General features: G+C 73.5%; 12 protein-coding genes and 1 pseudogene. 7 read left to right on the top strand and 6 right to left on the bottom strand.

Annotated features, from left to right (window positions below; translation table 11 throughout):
• Window positions 1–95 precede the first annotated feature (95 nt).
• The 6 genes from F9278_RS09305 (at window position 96) to F9278_RS09280 (ending at window position 8,167) form a co-directional block, all read left to right on the top strand.
• Window positions 96–1,187 (top strand): amidohydrolase family protein, encoded by a 1,092-nt coding sequence (locus F9278_RS09305; RefSeq protein ID WP_152167877.1) that lies wholly within the window; start codon window positions 96–98, stop codon window positions 1,185–1,187.
• Between the two features lie 243 nt (window positions 1,188–1,430).
• Window positions 1,431–2,285, top strand: a complete 855-nt coding sequence (locus F9278_RS09300; protein ID WP_152167876.1) for an ABC transporter permease — start codon at window positions 1,431–1,433, stop codon at window positions 2,283–2,285.
• Complete coding sequence (locus tag F9278_RS09295) at window positions 2,282–3,205, top strand: carbohydrate ABC transporter permease (protein WP_152167875.1); 924 nt, start codon at window positions 2,282–2,284, stop codon at window positions 3,203–3,205. The genes F9278_RS09300 and F9278_RS09295 overlap by 4 nt, the downstream gene beginning before the upstream one ends.
• Window positions 3,206–3,262: 57 nt before the next feature.
• Window positions 3,263–4,912, top strand: a complete 1,650-nt coding sequence (locus F9278_RS09290; RefSeq protein WP_152167874.1) for an extracellular solute-binding protein — start codon at window positions 3,263–3,265, stop codon at window positions 4,910–4,912.
• 65 nt (window positions 4,913–4,977) lie between these two features.
• Entirely contained in the window at window positions 4,978–6,069 is a 1,092-nt protein-coding gene (locus F9278_RS09285; protein ID WP_226966679.1) for a LacI family DNA-binding transcriptional regulator, read from the top strand.
• Between the two features lie 100 nt (window positions 6,070–6,169).
• Window positions 6,170–8,167, top strand: a complete 1,998-nt coding sequence (locus tag F9278_RS09280; protein WP_152167873.1) for a DUF2264 domain-containing protein — start codon at window positions 6,170–6,172, stop codon at window positions 8,165–8,167.
• On the opposite strand, the gene cobC is transcribed toward F9278_RS09280, so the two are convergent.
• From cobC to F9278_RS09265, 3 genes and pseudogenes are all read right to left on the bottom strand, one after another.
• Entirely contained in the window at window positions 8,115–9,242 is a 1,128-nt protein-coding gene (cobC, locus tag F9278_RS09275; protein ID WP_152167872.1) for an Rv2231c family pyridoxal phosphate-dependent protein CobC, read from the bottom strand. The two genes, F9278_RS09280 and cobC, sit on opposite strands and share 53 nt — an antisense overlap.
• Window positions 9,232–10,122, bottom strand: coding sequence for a sirohydrochlorin chelatase (locus F9278_RS09270; RefSeq protein ID WP_152167871.1), 891 nt, complete (start codon window positions 10,120–10,122; stop codon window positions 9,232–9,234). Before F9278_RS09270 ends, cobC begins: the two co-directional genes overlap by 11 nt.
• A gap of 100 nt (window positions 10,123–10,222) precedes the next feature.
• Window positions 10,223–10,612, bottom strand: a pseudogene (locus F9278_RS09265) (cobalamin biosynthesis protein); the annotation flags it as partial.
• A gap of 175 nt (window positions 10,613–10,787) precedes the next feature.
• Here F9278_RS09265 and F9278_RS09260 point away from each other — a divergent pair.
• Window positions 10,788–11,516 (top strand): ZIP family metal transporter, encoded by a 729-nt coding sequence (locus F9278_RS09260; RefSeq protein WP_152167869.1) that lies wholly within the window; start codon window positions 10,788–10,790, stop codon window positions 11,514–11,516.
• A gap of 35 nt (window positions 11,517–11,551) precedes the next feature.
• Here F9278_RS09260 and F9278_RS09255 read toward each other — a convergent pair whose 3' ends face one another.
• The 3 genes from F9278_RS09255 to F9278_RS09245 are packed head-to-tail and all read right to left on the bottom strand — an operon-like array spanning window position 11,552 to window position 15,644.
• The gene (locus tag F9278_RS09255) at window positions 11,552–12,955 is read right to left on the bottom strand and encodes a cobyrinate a,c-diamide synthase (RefSeq protein WP_152167868.1); all 1,404 of its coding nucleotides are present in this window, start codon (window positions 12,953–12,955) and stop codon (window positions 11,552–11,554) included.
• A 10-nt stretch (window positions 12,956–12,965) separates the two neighbouring features.
• Complete coding sequence (cobO, locus tag F9278_RS09250) at window positions 12,966–13,577, bottom strand: cob(I)yrinic acid a,c-diamide adenosyltransferase (protein ID WP_152167867.1); 612 nt, start codon at window positions 13,575–13,577, stop codon at window positions 12,966–12,968.
• Window positions 13,578–15,644: a putative cobaltochelatase gene (locus tag F9278_RS09245; RefSeq protein WP_152167866.1), complete on the bottom strand. Its 2,067-nt coding sequence runs from the start codon at window positions 15,642–15,644 to the stop codon at window positions 13,578–13,580.
• Between the last annotated feature and the right edge of the window lie 5 nt (window positions 15,645–15,649).

Here is a 15,649-nt window from a genome sequence, read left to right as displayed (position 1 = left end):
CGCCCCCGTCAGGGGCGCGGGGAACCGCGTGACAAGCCCCCACCGGGCCGCGGCCGAAGAACAACCCGTTGAGCGAAGCGCATATCGTGCCGTACATGAGCGACCACACCGTGCTGCACGTAAAGGGACGCGTCCTCATCACCCCGGAGGACGTCCGCGACGAACTCTGGGTCGTGGACGGCCGTATCTCCTACGACCGCCCCACCACCGCCCGAGACGTCCGCACGGTCCACGGCTGGGCCCTCCCCGGCCTGGTGGACGCCCACTGCCACGTCGGCCTCGGCCCCCACGGCCCGGTCCCGGAGGACGTCGCGGAGAAGCAGGCCCTGACCGACCGCGACGCGGGCACCCTGCTGATCCGCGACGCCGGGTCCCCGTCCGACACCCGCTGGATCGACGACCGCGACGACCTCCCGAACATCATCCGCGCGGGCCGCCACATCGCCCGTACCCGGCGCTACATCCGGAACTTCGCCCATGAGATCGAGCCGGAGGAACTCGTCGCGTACGTCGCCCAGGAGGCCCGGCGCGGCGACGGCTGGGTGAAGCTGGTGGGCGACTGGATCGACCGGGGTGTCGGCGACCTCACGGCCTGCTGGCCCCGGGAGGCCGTGGAGGCGGCCATCGCGGAGGCGCATCTGCTGGGCGCCCGGGTCACCGCCCACTGCTTCGCCGAGGACTCCCTGCGGGACCTCGTCGAGGCGGGCATCGACTGCGTCGAGCACGCGACGGGCCTGACCGAGGACCTGATCCCGCTCTTCGCCGCACGCGGGGTCGCCATCGTCCCCACCCTCGTCAACATCGCCACGTTCCCGTCCATGGCGGACGGCGGCGAGGCCAAGTTCCCGGACTGGGCCGCCCATATGCGCCGCCTCCACGCACGCCGTCACGACACCGTCCGCAACGCCTACGACGCCGGTATCCCCGTCTACGTCGGCACCGACGCCGGCGGCTCCCTCGCGCACGGCCTGGTCGCCGCCGAGGTCGCGGAACTGGTCACCGCCGGAATCCCGCCGCTGGCCGCCCTCGCCGCCACCACCTGGTCCGCCCGCGACTGGCTCGGCCGCCCCGGCCTCACCGAGGGCGCCCCCGCCGACCTGATCGTCTACGACGAGGACCCCCGCGCGGACGTCCGTGTCCTCGGTACGCCGTCGAGGGTGGTGCTGAACGGGCGGGTGTTCGGCTAGCCGACCGGTTCCGCGCTCAACTCCGTTGCGTGTCAGAACTGTTGACCGCATGCTGAAAACGTTTTAACTTCCCCTCACTCGGACTTCGAGAGCAGAGGGGGACCCGTGGCCGCTGTACTACGGGAACGCGCAGGTGCAGAGGAGGTCGGGTCGGCGCACCCTGGGACGGATGGTGCGCCACCGCGACGAAAAGGTTTACAGAGCAAGGGCCGGATCCGGGGCTCCCGCGCCCTCGTCCTGCTCATGCTCCCCGGCCTCGGCTACTTTCTGCTGTTCCACTACGGCGCCCTGGCCGGCAACCTCATCGCGTTCAAGGAGTACGTGCCCTTCGACGGTGTCTGGGGCAGCCCCTGGGTCGGCCTCGGCAACTTCCAACGCATGTTCGAGGACGGGGCGTTCTGGGCGGCCGTCCTCAACACCCTCTGGATCGCCGTCCTCCAGCTCGTCTTCTACTTCCCGGTGCCGCTCGGCCTCGCCCTGCTGCTGCACAGCCTCACCCGCGACAGCGTCCGCCGCTTCGTGCAGTCGGTGGCGTATCTGCCGCACTTCATCTCCTGGGTGATCGTCGTCGCCCTGTTCCAACAGGTGCTCGGCGACACCGGACTGCTCAACTCCTCCCTGGACGGCATGGGGTTGAGCACCGTCGACATCATCGGCGACCCGGACGCCTTCCGGTCGCTCACCGTCGCCCAGGTCATCTGGAAGGACGCCGGCTGGGGCACGATCATCTTCCTCGCCGCCCTCGCCCAGGTGGACGAGCAGCAGTACGAGGCCGCCGCGATCGACGGGGCCGGGCCCTGGCGGCGCTTCTGGCACGTCACCCTGCCCGCCATCCGCCCGGTGATCGTGCTGCTGCTCATCATGCGGCTCGGCGACATCCTCTCCGTCGGCTTCGAACAGATGCTGCTCCAGCGCGACGCGGTCGGCCCGGAGGCCGCCGAGATCATCGACACCTTCGTCTACTACCAGGGCATCGTCGGCGGCGACTACGGATTCGCCGCCGCGGCGGGCCTGTTCAAGGGCGTCGTCGGCGCGCTGCTCGTCTACGCCGCAAACAAGGTCGCCCACCGCCTCGGCGAACAGGGGGTCTACAAGTGAGCGCCCGCACCCGCACCGCCGGCCGCGCCGGGTCCCGTACCGCCGTCCGGCCCGCCTGGCTGGAGAAGCCGAAGCCGCTGACCCGGGCCGCCAAGGCCGTCGCCCTCGTCGCCGTCGTCCTGCTGGTGTGCGTGCCGTTCCTGGTGATCGTGTCCACGTCGCTGGCCTCGACGGACGAGGTCGTGGCGAACGGCGGCTGGGTCCTCTGGCCGGCTGAGCCGAGCCTCGACGCCTACCGTGACATCCTCGACGGCGGCATCGTCACCCACGCCCTCGGCGTCAGCGCGGGCGTCACCCTTGTCGGTACCCTCCTCAGCCTCGCCTGCACGGTCACCCTCGCCTACGCGCTCTCCCGCCCCGGCGTCTTCGGCGGTCGGCCCGTGCTGCTGCTGATCCTGTTCACCTTCCTCTTCCCGCCCGGCATGATCCCGAGCTTCCTGCTGGTCAAGGAGCTGGGCCTGCTGGACAGTTACGCCTCCCTGGTCCTGCCGGTCCTGGTGAACGTCTTCAACCTCGTCGTCCTGCGCGGCTTCTTCCAGGGCATCCCCGAGGAGCTGTACGAGGCCGCGCGGCTGGACGGGGCGGGGGACTGGCGGGTGCTGTTCTCGGTCGTCCTGCCGCTGTCCAAGGCCGCGCTCGCCGTCGTCGGACTGTTCTACGCGGTGGCGTACTGGAACTCCTGGTTCTACGCCTCGCTGTACCTGGAGAGCGACCACTGGCCCCTCCAACAGGTCCTGCGCACCTATGTGGTGGCCGGCTCCGGCCTCACCGACGCGACCACCGGCGAGGGCACGGTCACCGCGCCGCAGACCGTGCAGATGGCGGTGCTGGTGATCGCCACCGTACCGATCCTGCTCGTCTACCCGTTCCTGCAGAGGTACTTCACCAAGGGCGTGCTCACCGGCGCCATCAAGAGCTGACCGTCCCGCAAGACCTGACAGTCCATCAAGAGCCGTGCACGGAAAGGTCGTCCGCCCATGTCCAGCATGTCCCGCCGTACGTTGCTCCGCTCCGTCGCCGTCGGGGGCGCCGCCGCGACCGCCCCCGCCCTGCTGACCGCCTGCTCGACCGGTTCCGGCGACAGCGACGTCTCCAACGCGGGCAAGAAGCTCGCGCCCTGGCCCGCGTACACCCCCGTGAGCGGCCCGAAGCCGGACCTTCCGCCCACCGAGGCCGGCGTCCAGGCCGGCTACACCGCCTACCCCGCCGACCTCGCCAAGTCCGTCTCCCGCACCCCGGGCGACGGCTCCACGGTCAGGGTCATGTCCGTGTCGTTCGGCACCCCGCCGAAGCCGGCCTCCGCCAACCGGTTCTGGGCGGCCGTAGAGAAGGCCCTCGGGGTGAAGATCGAGTACACGATCGTCCCCCAGGCCGACTACCAGAAGAAGATGGCGACGGTGATGGCGGGCGACGCCGACACCCTCCCCGACATCATCAGCGTCTTCTCCGGCTTCGTCCTGCCCCGCGAGGCCGAGTTCGTCCGCCGCCGCGCCGAGGACCTCACCCCGTACCTCTCCGGCGACGCGATCGCCGACTACCCGAACCTCGCGAACATCCCCACCCACGCCTGGCGCGACATGGGCCGCATCGGCGGCCTCCTCTACGGCATCCCGCTGGAGCGCCCGCTGCCCGGCTCCACGCTCTGGCTCAACCAGGGCATGTTCACCGACGCGGGCATGAAGGAGGGCTGGACCGCCGACGAGTTCGCCGCCGTGGCCAAGCGCGCCACCGGCGGCCGTACCTACGCGCTCGGCGCCGCCACGGGCTCCCTCTTCGGCAACGCCGTCCACGCCGCCGCCCACAACGCCCCGATGGAGTGGTCCGTCACCAAGGGCGGCACCTTCGAATCCGCCTGGGCCGACGAACGCCTCAAGGCGGCCATCGCCTTCCAGGCACGGCTGCGCGAGGACGGCTCGTACCACCCGGACGCCACCTCGATCTCCCAGATCGATCTGACCACGCTCTACTACAACGGCACCGTCGGCTCCATGCAGGACGGCTTCGGCGCCTACCTCCCCAAGTACCGCGAGAGCAAAGGCAAGTTGACCCCGGCCGCGGCCCTGCCGTACAGCGTCGGCGGCGAACCCGGCGGGATCGTCGCCGCCCGCCGCTCCTTCGGCTACACCGTGCTGAAGAAGGCGAAGAAGGAACGGATCGAACTGCTGCTGCGCGTCCTCGACTATCTCGCCGCCCCCTTCGGCAGCCAGGAGTGGGAACTCGTCCACTACGGCGTCGAGGGCACCCACTTCACCCGGGGCACCGACGGCTCCCCGCAGCCCACCAAGCTCGGCGAGGTGGAGAACAACACCAACCTGCCGCTGAAGTACCTCGCCGAAGGCCCCCAGGTGCTGTTCGTACCGGGCATGCCGGACGCCGTACGGGCCCTGCACACCTGGCAGACGAAGGTCGTGCCGCACGCCATCCGCAACGCCTCCTTCGGACTCCAGTCCGCCACCAAGAACTCCCAGGGCGCCACACTCAAGGCCCTCGTCGAGGACGCGGTCACCGGAATCGTCGCCGGACGCCTCCCGCTCTCGGAATGGGACGCCACCGTGAAGAAGTGGCGGCAGCGCGGCGGCGACAGAATGGCCGAGGAGTTCGCGAAGGACTACGCGGCCAACACGTGAGCAGCGGCCGACGGCCGGTGCTCGGCGGTCGTCGACCGGCGGAATCGGAACAGGAGACGCGGGGGATGGGGAACGACATGGCGCACGAGGAGCCGGAACTCAAGGACCCGATGGCCAGGGGCCGGGTCACGATCCGTGAGGTCGCCGTACGGGCCGGGGTGTCCACGGCCACCGCCTCCCGCGCGCTCAGCGGCAACCACCCGGTGCCCGCCGCCACCCGGGCCCGCGTCGTGCGCGCCGCCCGTGAACTGGACTACGTCGCCAACGCGCACGCCCGCGCCCTGGTCGGCGGTGGCCGCAAGATGGCCGCCGTCGTCGTCCGCCAGGTCACCAGCCCGTTCTACGCCCAGGTCGCCGAGGGTGTGGAGGCCGAGGCCGCCGACCGGGGCTGGCTGTGCGTGGTCGGCGCGACCGGGGGAGACCCGCAGCGGGAGATGGACTTCGTACGGCTGATGCGGGAGGAGGGGGCACGGCTGGTGATCCTGGTCGGCGGGGTCGTCGAGGACGACGCGTACCGCTCGCGGGTCGCCCAGTACGCACAGGCCCTGGACGCGTCGGGCGCCCGTCTGGTGCTGTGCGGCCGGCCCGCCCCGGACCCCGGGATCCCGGCGCTGGTCGTCGAGTTCGACAACGAGGCCGGGGCGCGGGCGATCACCGGGTATCTGCTGTCCGCCGGGCACCGCCGGATCGTCTTCCTCGGCGGGCTGCCCGGGAACACGGCACTCGACGCCCGGGTCGCCGGATACCGGGCCGCGCTCGCCGAGCACGGGCTGCCGCCCGAGGCCGCGCATGTCGTCGACTGCGGGCTCGGGCGGCCGGCCGGGCTCCGGGCGATGACCGAACTGCTCAAGGGGAGACGGGAGTTCACGGCCGTGTTCGCGGGCGACGACATGGTCGCGGCGGGGGCGCTCCGCGCGATCGCCGAGGCCGCGCTGAGCGTGCCCGACGACATCTCGGTGGTCGGGTACAACGACATCCCGCTGGCCGAGGACTTCAATCCGCCGCTCACGACGGTGCGGACTCCTGCGGAGGAACTGGGGAGGGCGGCGGTGCGGATCGCTCTGCGGGATGCGGCGAGCGCGGCGGGGCGCCATCACCTGCTGGGCACGCACATAGTCGTGCGGCGGAGTGTGGGGCCACCGAGAGGTGCGTTGTGACAGCGCGGGTGCGTGGGGGCTGGTCGCGCGGTTCCCCGCGCCCCTTCAGGGCGCGTCGCCCTTGCCCTCGGCCACAACTCACCGGAGGTTGCGACCCCGTATGACCGCGCAGCACGTGACGCCCGTCAACAATTCGACACTTCCGCCCACAGACCCCTCCCTCTCCCCCCTCACCGGCTGGACCCGCGCCCACTGGGAGGCCGTGGCCGATCGGCTGCTCGACGGGCTGGTGCCCCATGCCTCGCCGGGGCTGGCCCAGTACCGGCTGCCGGGGCGGGCCAGCCACTCCGGGCCCGTGTCCGACGGTCTCGAAGGGTTCGCGCGGTCCTTTCTGCTCGCCGCCTTCCGGATCGCCGGCTCGGGAGGGCGGGTCGGGCCCGCGCTGATCGAGCGGTACGCGGCCGGGCTCGCCGCCGGGACCGATCCGGGCGGCGGCGACGAGCGATGGCCGGCGATCACCGACCGGGCGCAGCCCATGGTGGAGGCCGCGTCGATCGCGATCGCGCTGCACGAGACCCGGCCCTGGCTGTGGGACCACCTCGACGACGCCGTACGCGGTCGACTGGCCGACTGGCTGGGCGGGTTCGTCGGGGCGGACGTCAACGACTCCAACTGGCGGCTCTTCCAGGTGATCACCGAGGAGTTCCTCGCCTCGGTCGGCGCCCCGCACAGCCGCGCCGAGATCGACGCGGGGCTCGCCCGGCTCGACGACTGGTACCGGGGCGGCGGCTGGTACACGGACGGCGACGGACGGAAGTTCGACTACTACAACGGCTGGGCGCTGCACCTGTACCCGGTGCTGTGGGCCCGGATCGCGGGGGCGAGGGCGGACGCGGCGCGGGTGGCCCGGCACCGGGCCCGGCTGCGTGAATTCCTCGGCGCCCACCAGCACTTCTTCGGCGCCGACGGGGCCCCGGTGCACCAGGGCCGCTCCCTCACCTACCGTTTCGCGACCACCGCCCCGCTGTGGGCGGGCGCCCTCGCCGACGCCACGCCGCTGCCGCCCGGCCGCACCCGCCGCCTCGCCTCCGGCACCCTGCGCCACTTCGCGGAACGCGGCGCGCCCGACGAACACGGCCTGCTCACCCTCGGCTGGTACCGCCCGTTCCTCCCCGTCACCCAGCGCTACTCGGGCCCCGCCTCCCCCTACTGGGCGAGCAAGGCCTTCCTCGGCCTGCTCCTCCCCGAGAGCCACCCCGTGTGGACCGCGCCGGAGGAACCCGCGCCCGTCGACACGGCCGACACCACCCTCGCCCTGCCCGGCCCCGGCTGGCTGCTGCACTCCACCGCCGCCGACGGGATCGTACGGCTCGTCAACCACGGCAGCGACCGGTTACCGCCCCCGCCCGCCCGCGCCGACGACAGCCCGCACTACGCCCGCCTCGCCTACTCCAGCGCCACCGCCCCGGAGACCCCGCCGCCCCCGCGGACGGGCCCCGACAACCAGTTGACCCTGCTCGCCCCCGACGGCACACCCTCCCCACGGGGCCGCATCCACGCCCTGGGCGCCGAGGGCCACCGCGCCGCGTCCCGCTACGGCGACGGGGGCGGGGGCGCGGACGGGGGCGGCATCGTCACGGTCAGCGTGGTGCACGGTCCCTGGGAGGTGCGGGTGCACCGCGTCGACGCCCCGGCCGGCACACCCGTACGGGAAGGGGGCTGGGCCGTGGCCGACGACAGCGGGCCGCCCACGGGGGAGTCGGGGCCCGGCCGGGCGCTGGCCCGCCGCGCGGACGGTCTGACCAGCGCGCTCGTGGGCCTGCACGGCTGGGGCGACGGGCCGGGTGCCGTCGTACGGGCCGTCGGCGCGAACGCGTACGGACACCACTCGGCGACGCCCGTGCTCGAAGGACGCGCGGGACCGGCAGAGGACGACGGCGGCGGGTCCGTCCTGGTCACCCTCGTCGTGCTCAGCGGCGACCCGCACACCCCGCACGCCCCGCACACCCCGTACACCGGCGCGAGCGCGACGGTCGACGCCGCCGGGGACGTCGCCATCCGCTTCCCGGACGGCACCCGGCAGACAGTGCGTCGGGCTTCTCCGCTCAGCGGTCCGCCAGCGTCATCGCCCGGTCCAGTGCCTGGAGGAACCCGTTGACCGTGGTCCGGTCGCGGACCGCCAGGCGCAGCCACTCCTCGTCCAGCCCCGGGAAGGTGTCGCCCCGGCGGACGGCGAAACCGAGGCTGCGCAGATGCCGTCGTACGGCGGTCGCGCGGGGCAGCCGCATCAGCACGAACGGGCCCTCGGCGGGCTCGGCCACGAACAGCCCGTCGGGCGCGAACTCCCGCAGCCCGGCGACCAGATGGGCCCGGTCGGCGGCGATCCGGCCGGCCGCCTCGGCGGCCTCCGCCAGCGCCCGGTCCGACATGCACGCCTCGGCCGCCGCCAGCGCGGGCGTCGACACCGGCCACAGCGGCTGGGCCCGCTCCAGCCCGGCCGTCGTCTCGGGCGCGGCGAGGACGTATCCGATCCGCAGACCGGCCAGCCCCCATGTCTTGGTGAGGCTGCGCAGCACCACGAGACCGGGCACGTCCGTCCGCCCGGCCAGCGCCTCCCGCTCACCCGGCACCGCGTCCATGAACGCCTCGTCCACCACCAACGTCCGCCCCGGCCGCGCCAGTCGGGCGATCGACGCCGCCGGGTGCAGCATCGACGTCGGGTTGGTCGGATTGCCGACGACGACGAGGTCCGCGTCCTCCGGCACGGCCGCCGCATCCAGCCGGAAGCCGTCCGCCTCCCGCAGCAGTACCCGGTCCACGGTGTGCCCGGCGTCCCGCAGCGCGGCCTCCGGTTCCGTGAACTGCGGGTGCACGACCACCGGCCGCCGCACCTTCAGGGCCCGCGCGAGCAGCACGAACGCCTCGGCGGCGCCCGCCGTCAGCAGCACCCGGTCCACCGGCAGCCCGTGCCGGGCCGCCACCGCCGCCCGCGCGGCCCGCCCGTCGGGGTAAGCGGCCAGCCCGGTCAGTGACCCGGCGATCCGCTCCCGCAGCCAGGCGGGCGGTGTGCCGGTCCGGACGTTCACGGCGAGGTCGATGAGCCCCGCCCCGCCGTCCCGCACCTCGGCGTCACCGTGATGCCGCAGATCGTGCGCCGCGTCGTCGTGCCGTCGCGGATCCTGACCCGCGTGCCGCAGGCCGTGCTTGCTCCCGGAGCCGGATTCAGTGTGCATGGGAGTGCTTGTGTCCCCAATGGTGATGATCGTGACCGTGCTGTCCGTCGTCGTCCGGACGGCCCTGCGGCTGCCGCGGCAGCCCTGCGACGCGGTTCATGCGCGGGCCGCCCTCCAGCGCCTCCCGGTACCGCTCCACGATCAGATCGAGCAGCTCCGGCTCCGGTCCGACGACATCGGCCGACCGTACCCCGATCTCCGGACGAGCGGCAGCCCAACCCTCGGTCTGCTGCCGCACCCGGTCCGCCGGTACGCCGCCGAGCGGGAAGTACGGCAGGACGACGATCCGCCGCGCGCCCAGCCGCACACACCGGTCGAGACCGCTCGGCACATCCGGCGCCGCCGACGACACGAACGCCGGCTCCACACCCCCGTACCCGCGCCCCTCCCACAACAGCCGGGCCGCCCGGTGCACCTCGGCGTTGGCCTCGGGGTCGAGGGACCCGTGCCCCACGAGCAGCACGGTCACATCGGCCCGGTCACCCGGCGTACGCGGCGAGGCCGACCCGAGCGCCTCCTCCACCCGCCGCTCCAGCAGATCCAGCAGCGCGGGGCGCGGCCCCGGGGGACGGCCGAGGCCGTACGACACCTCCGGGTGCCGCTCCCGCACCTGGGCCAGCGCCGCCGCGACGTCCGCCTCCGCGCGCCCGGCGGGCTCCCACGCCAACGGGACCACGACGAACCGCCGCACCCCCCGCTCCACCAACTCGGCCACGGCCTCCCCCAGCCCCGGCCGGAACGGCTCGGCGAAGCCGCCCCCGACACGCAGTTCGGGGTGACGGCGCCCCAGCTCACGCAGTAAGTCGCGGAAGCCCTCGGCCCCGGCGTCGTCCCGGGAGCCATGACCGGCGATGAGCAGGGCGGGCGGCGGGGTGATCACGATGTCTCCTCGAAGGCGAAGGCGAAGGCGAAGGCGAAGGGGTGCTGGTGCTGGGGCTCGGGCTGCGCTGGGGGCTACGGTCTCTTGACGATCATCATGCCGGTCGCCGTGCGACCGCACACGTCACCCTCCCCGCCCGCCCGTCCACCGGCTCCGACTTCCGCTTCGGCACGAGCAGTTCACCCCCACCCACGAGCGCGGCGGCCTCCGCGACGGACGCGGTACCGACAGCGGCCAGCGCCGTCCCGGAGGGATTCGGTACCGCAACGGCCGCCAACTCCTCGGCGGGGTAGGACACCAGAGGCACCCCGAGCCGCTCGGCGGCCTGAACGAGGCCGGGTTCGCCCGCTCTGGCATCCACGGTGGCCAGCACGGAAACGTCCCCGCGGGAGACCCCGGCCTCCCGCAGCGCCGATTCCACCAGCCCGAGAACCTCCACCACCGACACACCGATGGCGGCCCCCACACCCACCACGAGCGAGTCGATCCGCCGGTCAGCCACAGCCGCGCCCCCTTCCTGGGGGCGCGGGGCGGTGACATGTGCGGCTCCGCCGCGTGGGCGCGACAAGCCCCCACGAACCCGCACCCGAAATCCGACCCACCCGCTCCACACCACCCCGGGGCGCCGCAACCAAGAGGCCCACCTCATCCGGTAGCAAAGAGCCATGGCGGTCTTCGTGGCACTCGGCGCATTCCTGATGACCCTCCTCGGCGGCTGGACGGCCCAACGCGTCACGGACCGCCGCCACCTCGTCCTGGGCCTGGCCGGCGGCCTGATGCTCGGCGTCGTCGGCCTCGACCTGCTCCCCGAGGCCCTGGAGGCCGCGGGCGACGAGGTCTTCGGCGTCCCCGCCGCCCTGCTGCTGTTCGTCGCCGGCTTCCTGCTGGCGCACATGGTGGAACGCCTGCTCGCCGCACGGCAGGCCGCGCACGGCGCGGAGGAGCACAACGGCCGTACGCCCCAGGTGGGCCTGACGGCCGCCGCCGCGATGGTCGGACACAGCGCCATGGACGGCGTCGCCATCGGCGCGGCCTTCCAGATCGGCGAGGGCATGGGCATCGCCGTCGCGCTCGCGGTGATCGCCCATGACTTCGCGGACGGCTTCAACACGTACACCCTCACGAGCCTGTACGGCAACGCCCGCCGCCGCGCGCTCGCGATGCTGTTCGCGGACGCTGCGGCCCCGGTGGTGGGAGCCGCCTCCACCCTGCTGTTCACGATCCCGGAGGGCCCCCTCGGCTGCTACCTCGGCTTCTTCGGCGGCGCGCTGCTCTATCTCGCCGCCGCCGAGATCCTCCCCGAGGCCCACCACGAACACCCGGCCCGCTCCACCCTGCTGTGCACGATCGCCGGGGCGGCCTTCATCTGGCTGGTGGTGGGGGTGGCGGAATGAGGCACCCGGCGGGAGGACGGACCTGCCGGGCACGCTCATGACGTCCGGCATCTCTCCACGAACCGCCGCGCGACCGAGGGCTCCGCGGCCCAGTGCGTATGCAGATAGCTCGCGTGCACCCCTTGCCGCACGAACCCCTCGACCCGTGCGGGAGGTGTCCGTATCCCCCAGGCGGGAGCGGCCCCGGCGCCGGGCTCGACGACCGTGCGATGGAACTCGTGCGCCCGCATCCGGGTCCCGGCCGGCGCCAGCGCGCTGTCGGTGACGGCCACCGCGTCCCGGTAGCCGAGGGTCAGCCGCTCGTCCATCCGGGCCGTCGCGTCGAGCACCCCGCACATGGGCCGCCCGTCCAGCTCCCCGCACAGATAGAGCAGCCCGGCGCACTCGGCGGCCACCGGCGCCCCGCCGAACGCCAGCTCGGCGACCGCCTTGCGCAGCGGCTCGTTGGCGGACAGCTCGGCGGCGTACATCTCCGGGAACCCGCCACCGATCACCAACCCGCCCGTCCCGTCCGGCAGTTGCTCGTCCCGCAGCGGATCGAAGACGACGACCTCGGCACCGGCGGCGGTCAGCAGCTCGGCGTGCTCCGCATAGGAGAAGGTGAACGCGGGCCCACCGGCCACGGCGACCACCTCCCGCCGCCCCGGCGCGGCGACCACGGGCGGTTCCCACGCCGTACCCGACAGCGGCCCGGCGGTCCTGGCCAGCGCGACCAGCGCCTCCAGATCGCACCCCGCACGCACCTGCGCGGCCATCGCCGCCACGGCCTCCAGCGCCGCGCTCTGCCGCTCGGCGACCGGCACCAGCCCCAGATGCCGGGACGGCGTGTCCACCTGCGGCGCCCGCCGCAGCACCCCCAGCACGGGCACCCCGGTCGACTCCAGGGCGTCCCGCAGCAGTTCCTCGTGCCGGTCGGAGGCGACCTTGTTGAGGATCACGCCCCCCATCCGCACCTCGGGGTCCCAGGACGCGAACCCGTGCACCAGCGCCGCCACCGACCGCGACTGCGACGAGGCGTCCACCACCAGCACCACCGGCGCCCGCAGCAGCTTCGCCACATGCGCGGTCGACGCCAGCTCGCCCTGCCCCGAGGCCCCGTCGTACAGCCCCATCACCCCCTCGACCACGGCGATGTCACACCCGCGCGCGCCGTGCGCGAACAGCGGCGCGACCAGCTCCGGCCCGCACAGATACGCGTCGAGGTTCCGCCCCACCCGCCCGCTGGCGAGCGCGTGATATCCGGGATCGATGTAGTCGGGCCCCACCTTGTGCGGGGACACGGCGAGCCCCCGCTCGGTGAGCGCGGCCATCAGCCCCGTCGCCACGGTGGTCTTGCCGCTGCGCGAGGAGGGCGCGGCGATCACCAGCCGGGGCACGGACGGCAGAAGAAGGGAGGCGGAGGGGGCGGAGGAAGCGGAGGAAGCGGAGGAAGGGGTCATGGTGTCGTCGTCACCACTCGATGCCCCGCTGGCCCTTCTGGCCCGCGTCCATGGGGTGCTTCACCTTCGACATGTCCGTCACCAGGTCCGCGAAGTCCACCAGCTTCTCCGGCGCGTTCCGCCCGGTGATGACGACATGCTGCGTCCCCGGCCGGTCCCGCAGCACCTCGATCACCTCGTCGGTGTCGATCCACCCCCAGTGCAGCGGGTACGCGAACTCGTCCAGCACATACAGCTTGTACGTCTCGGCCGCCAGGTCCCGCTTGACCTGCTCCCAGCCCTCCCGGGCCTTGTCCTCGTTGGCCGAGTTGTCGCCCTGCACGACGTCGCGCTGCACCCACGACCAGCCCTCGCCCATCTTGTGCCAGTCGACGGACCCGCCCTCACCGGACGCCCCGAGGACCCGCAGCGCGTTCTCCTCGCCGACCTTCCACTTCGCCGACTTCACGAACTGGAACACCCCGATCGGCCACCCCTGGTTCCAGGCCCGCAGCGCGAGCCCGAACGCGGCGGTCGACTTTCCCTTCCCGATGCCCGTGTGCACGAACACCAGCGGACGGTTGCGTCGCTGACGTGTCGTCAGCCCGTCGTCCGGTACGACACTCGGCTGCCCCTGCGGCATCTACGCCACCCTCCTCGAAGTCCCCTGCGGTCCCTGCGTACCCTGCGTACCCTGCGTACCCTGCGTACCCTGCACATCCCGTACCAGCCCGGCGATGGAGTCCGCCCGCAGCTCGTCCAACGTCACCGCCGTACCGCCCAGTTCACCCGCGAGCTGCCCGGCGAGCCCCAGCCGGACATGGCCCGACTCGCAGTCCACGACCACGGAGGCGTGGCCCTCGGCCGCGAACAGCCGCGCCGCACGCCCGGCCAGCGCCACGGGCTCCGGCCCGCCGGTCGCCCGGCCGTCGGTCACCACGACGACCAGCGGCCGGCGCGCGGGGTCCCGCAGCCGCTCCACCCGCAGCACGTCGTGCGCCTTCAGCAGCCCGGCCGCGAGCGGCGTCCGCCCGCCCGTCGGCAACGACTCCAGCCGGGCCGCCGCCGCGTCCACGGACGAGGTCGGCGGCAGCGCCACCTCGGCGGCCGACCCCCGGAAGGTCACCAGCCCCACCTTGTCCCGCCGCTGATAGGCGTCGAGCAGCAACGACAGCACGGCACCCTTCACCGCGCTCATCCGCTGCCGCGCCGCCATCGACCCGGACGCGTCGACCACGAACAGCACGAGGTTCCCCTCGCGCCCCTCCCGGGTCGCCTGCCGCAGATCGTCCCGCCGGACCACCAGCCCCGGCCCCGACCGCCCCCGCGTCCGCTGATGCGGCGCGGCGGCCCGCACGGTCGCCGCCAGATGCAGCTTGGTCAGCGTGCCGCGCGGCCTGCGCGCCCCGGTCGTACGCCCGTGCTCGGTCCGCGCCCGCGAACGCCGCCCGGCCGCACCCTCCCCGAGCCCCGGCACACTCAAGACCTTCGTACGGAACGGCTCGGCGGCCCGTACGGCCGACTGCTCCCCGGCGGCGGGCGCCTGCGCCGGCACACCCTCCCCGGACTCCGGCCGCGCGCCGCTGTCGCCGCCCTGCGGCCCCTCGGGCTCGGGAGCGGGCGGCTGCCCACCACCACCGGGCCCGTCGGGGTCAGGGTCCTCGTCGGGTGAGTCGTTCGATTCGTCGGAGTTCCGCGGCGGCTCCGCGAACTCCTCCAGCGTCTCGTCGAGCCTGTCCTCGTCGAGGCCGGGCGCGTCGAAGGGGTTCCGCCGCCGCCGGTGCGGCAGCGCCAGCAGCGCGGCCTGCCGCACATCCTCGGCGAGCACCTCGGTCCGCCCGGCCCACGCGGCCAGCGCCGTGGCGGTCCGGGCCATCACGATGTCGGCCCGCATCCCGTCCACCTCGAAGGCCGCGCAGGTCGCCGCGATCTGCAACAGCGCCCCGTCGCCCAGCACCACGGACGGCAGCAACTCCCGTGCCGAGACGATCCGTTGCCGTACGTCGGCCTCCTCGTCCGCCCAACGGGCCGTGAAAGCCGCCGGATCGTCGTCGTGGGCGAGCCGCCGCCGCACGACCTCCACCCGCCGCTCCGGCTCCCGCGAGGCCGCGACCTCCACGGTCAGCCCGAACCGGTCGAGGAGTTGGGGCCGCAGCTCGCCCTCCTCCGGGTTCATCGTCCCGACCAGCAGGAACCGCGCGGCATGCCGTACGGAGACGCCCTCGCGCTCCACGTACGAGGCGCCCATCGCCGCCGCGTCCAGCAGCAGGTCGACGAGGTGGTCGTGGAGGAGGTTGACCTCGTCGACGTAGAGGATGCCCCGGTGCGCGTCCGCGAGCAGGCCCGGCTCGAACGCCTTCACGCCCTCGGAGAGCGCCCGCTCGATGTCGAGGGCGCCGACGAGCCGGTCCTCGGAGGCGCCGACCGGCAGCTCGACCATGCGCGACGGCCGTGTCTCGAACGCCGGCTCGTGCGGCCCGTCGGGGCACGCGGGGTCCGGCTTCAGCGGATCACAGGAGAACCGGCACCCGACGACGACCTCCACCTCCGGCAGCAGCGCCGCGAGCGCCCGCACGGCGGTGCTCTTGGCGGTGCCCTTCTCGCCTCGTACGAGCACACCGCCGACCGCCGGCGACACCGCGTTCAGCAGCAGCGCCAGCCGCAGATCGTCCTGGCCGACGACGGCCGTGAACGGAAACGGAACACTCACAGTAC

The sequence above is a fragment of the Streptomyces phaeolivaceus genome (genome assembly GCF_009184865.1).
Lineage (GTDB): Bacteria > Actinomycetota > Actinomycetes > Streptomycetales > Streptomycetaceae > Streptomyces > Streptomyces phaeolivaceus.
This window is presented reverse-complemented; position numbering and strand designations above follow the sequence as displayed.

Excerpts from the sequence above, each read along its gene's own strand:
- F9278_RS09305 (WP_152167877.1), top strand. The coding sequence starts at position 96 with ATGAGCGACCACACCGTGCTGCACGTAAAGGGACGCGTCCTCATCACC.
- F9278_RS09300 (WP_152167876.1), top strand. The coding sequence starts at position 1,431 with ATGCTCCCCGGCCTCGGCTACTTTCTGCTGTTCCACTACGGCGCCCTG.
- F9278_RS09290 (WP_152167874.1), top strand. The coding sequence starts at position 3,263 with ATGTCCAGCATGTCCCGCCGTACGTTGCTCCGCTCCGTCGCCGTCGGG.
- F9278_RS09285 (WP_226966679.1), top strand. The coding sequence starts at position 4,978 with ATGGGGAACGACATGGCGCACGAGGAGCCGGAACTCAAGGACCCGATG.
- F9278_RS09280 (WP_152167873.1), top strand. The coding sequence starts at position 6,170 with ATGACCGCGCAGCACGTGACGCCCGTCAACAATTCGACACTTCCGCCC.
- cobC (WP_152167872.1), bottom strand. The coding sequence starts at position 9,242 with ATGCACACTGAATCCGGCTCCGGGAGCAAGCACGGCCTGCGGCACGCG.
- F9278_RS09260 (WP_152167869.1), top strand. The coding sequence starts at position 10,788 with ATGGCGGTCTTCGTGGCACTCGGCGCATTCCTGATGACCCTCCTCGGC.
- F9278_RS09255 (WP_152167868.1), bottom strand. The coding sequence starts at position 12,955 with ATGACCCCTTCCTCCGCTTCCTCCGCTTCCTCCGCCCCCTCCGCCTCC.
- cobO (WP_152167867.1), bottom strand. The coding sequence starts at position 13,577 with ATGCCGCAGGGGCAGCCGAGTGTCGTACCGGACGACGGGCTGACGACA.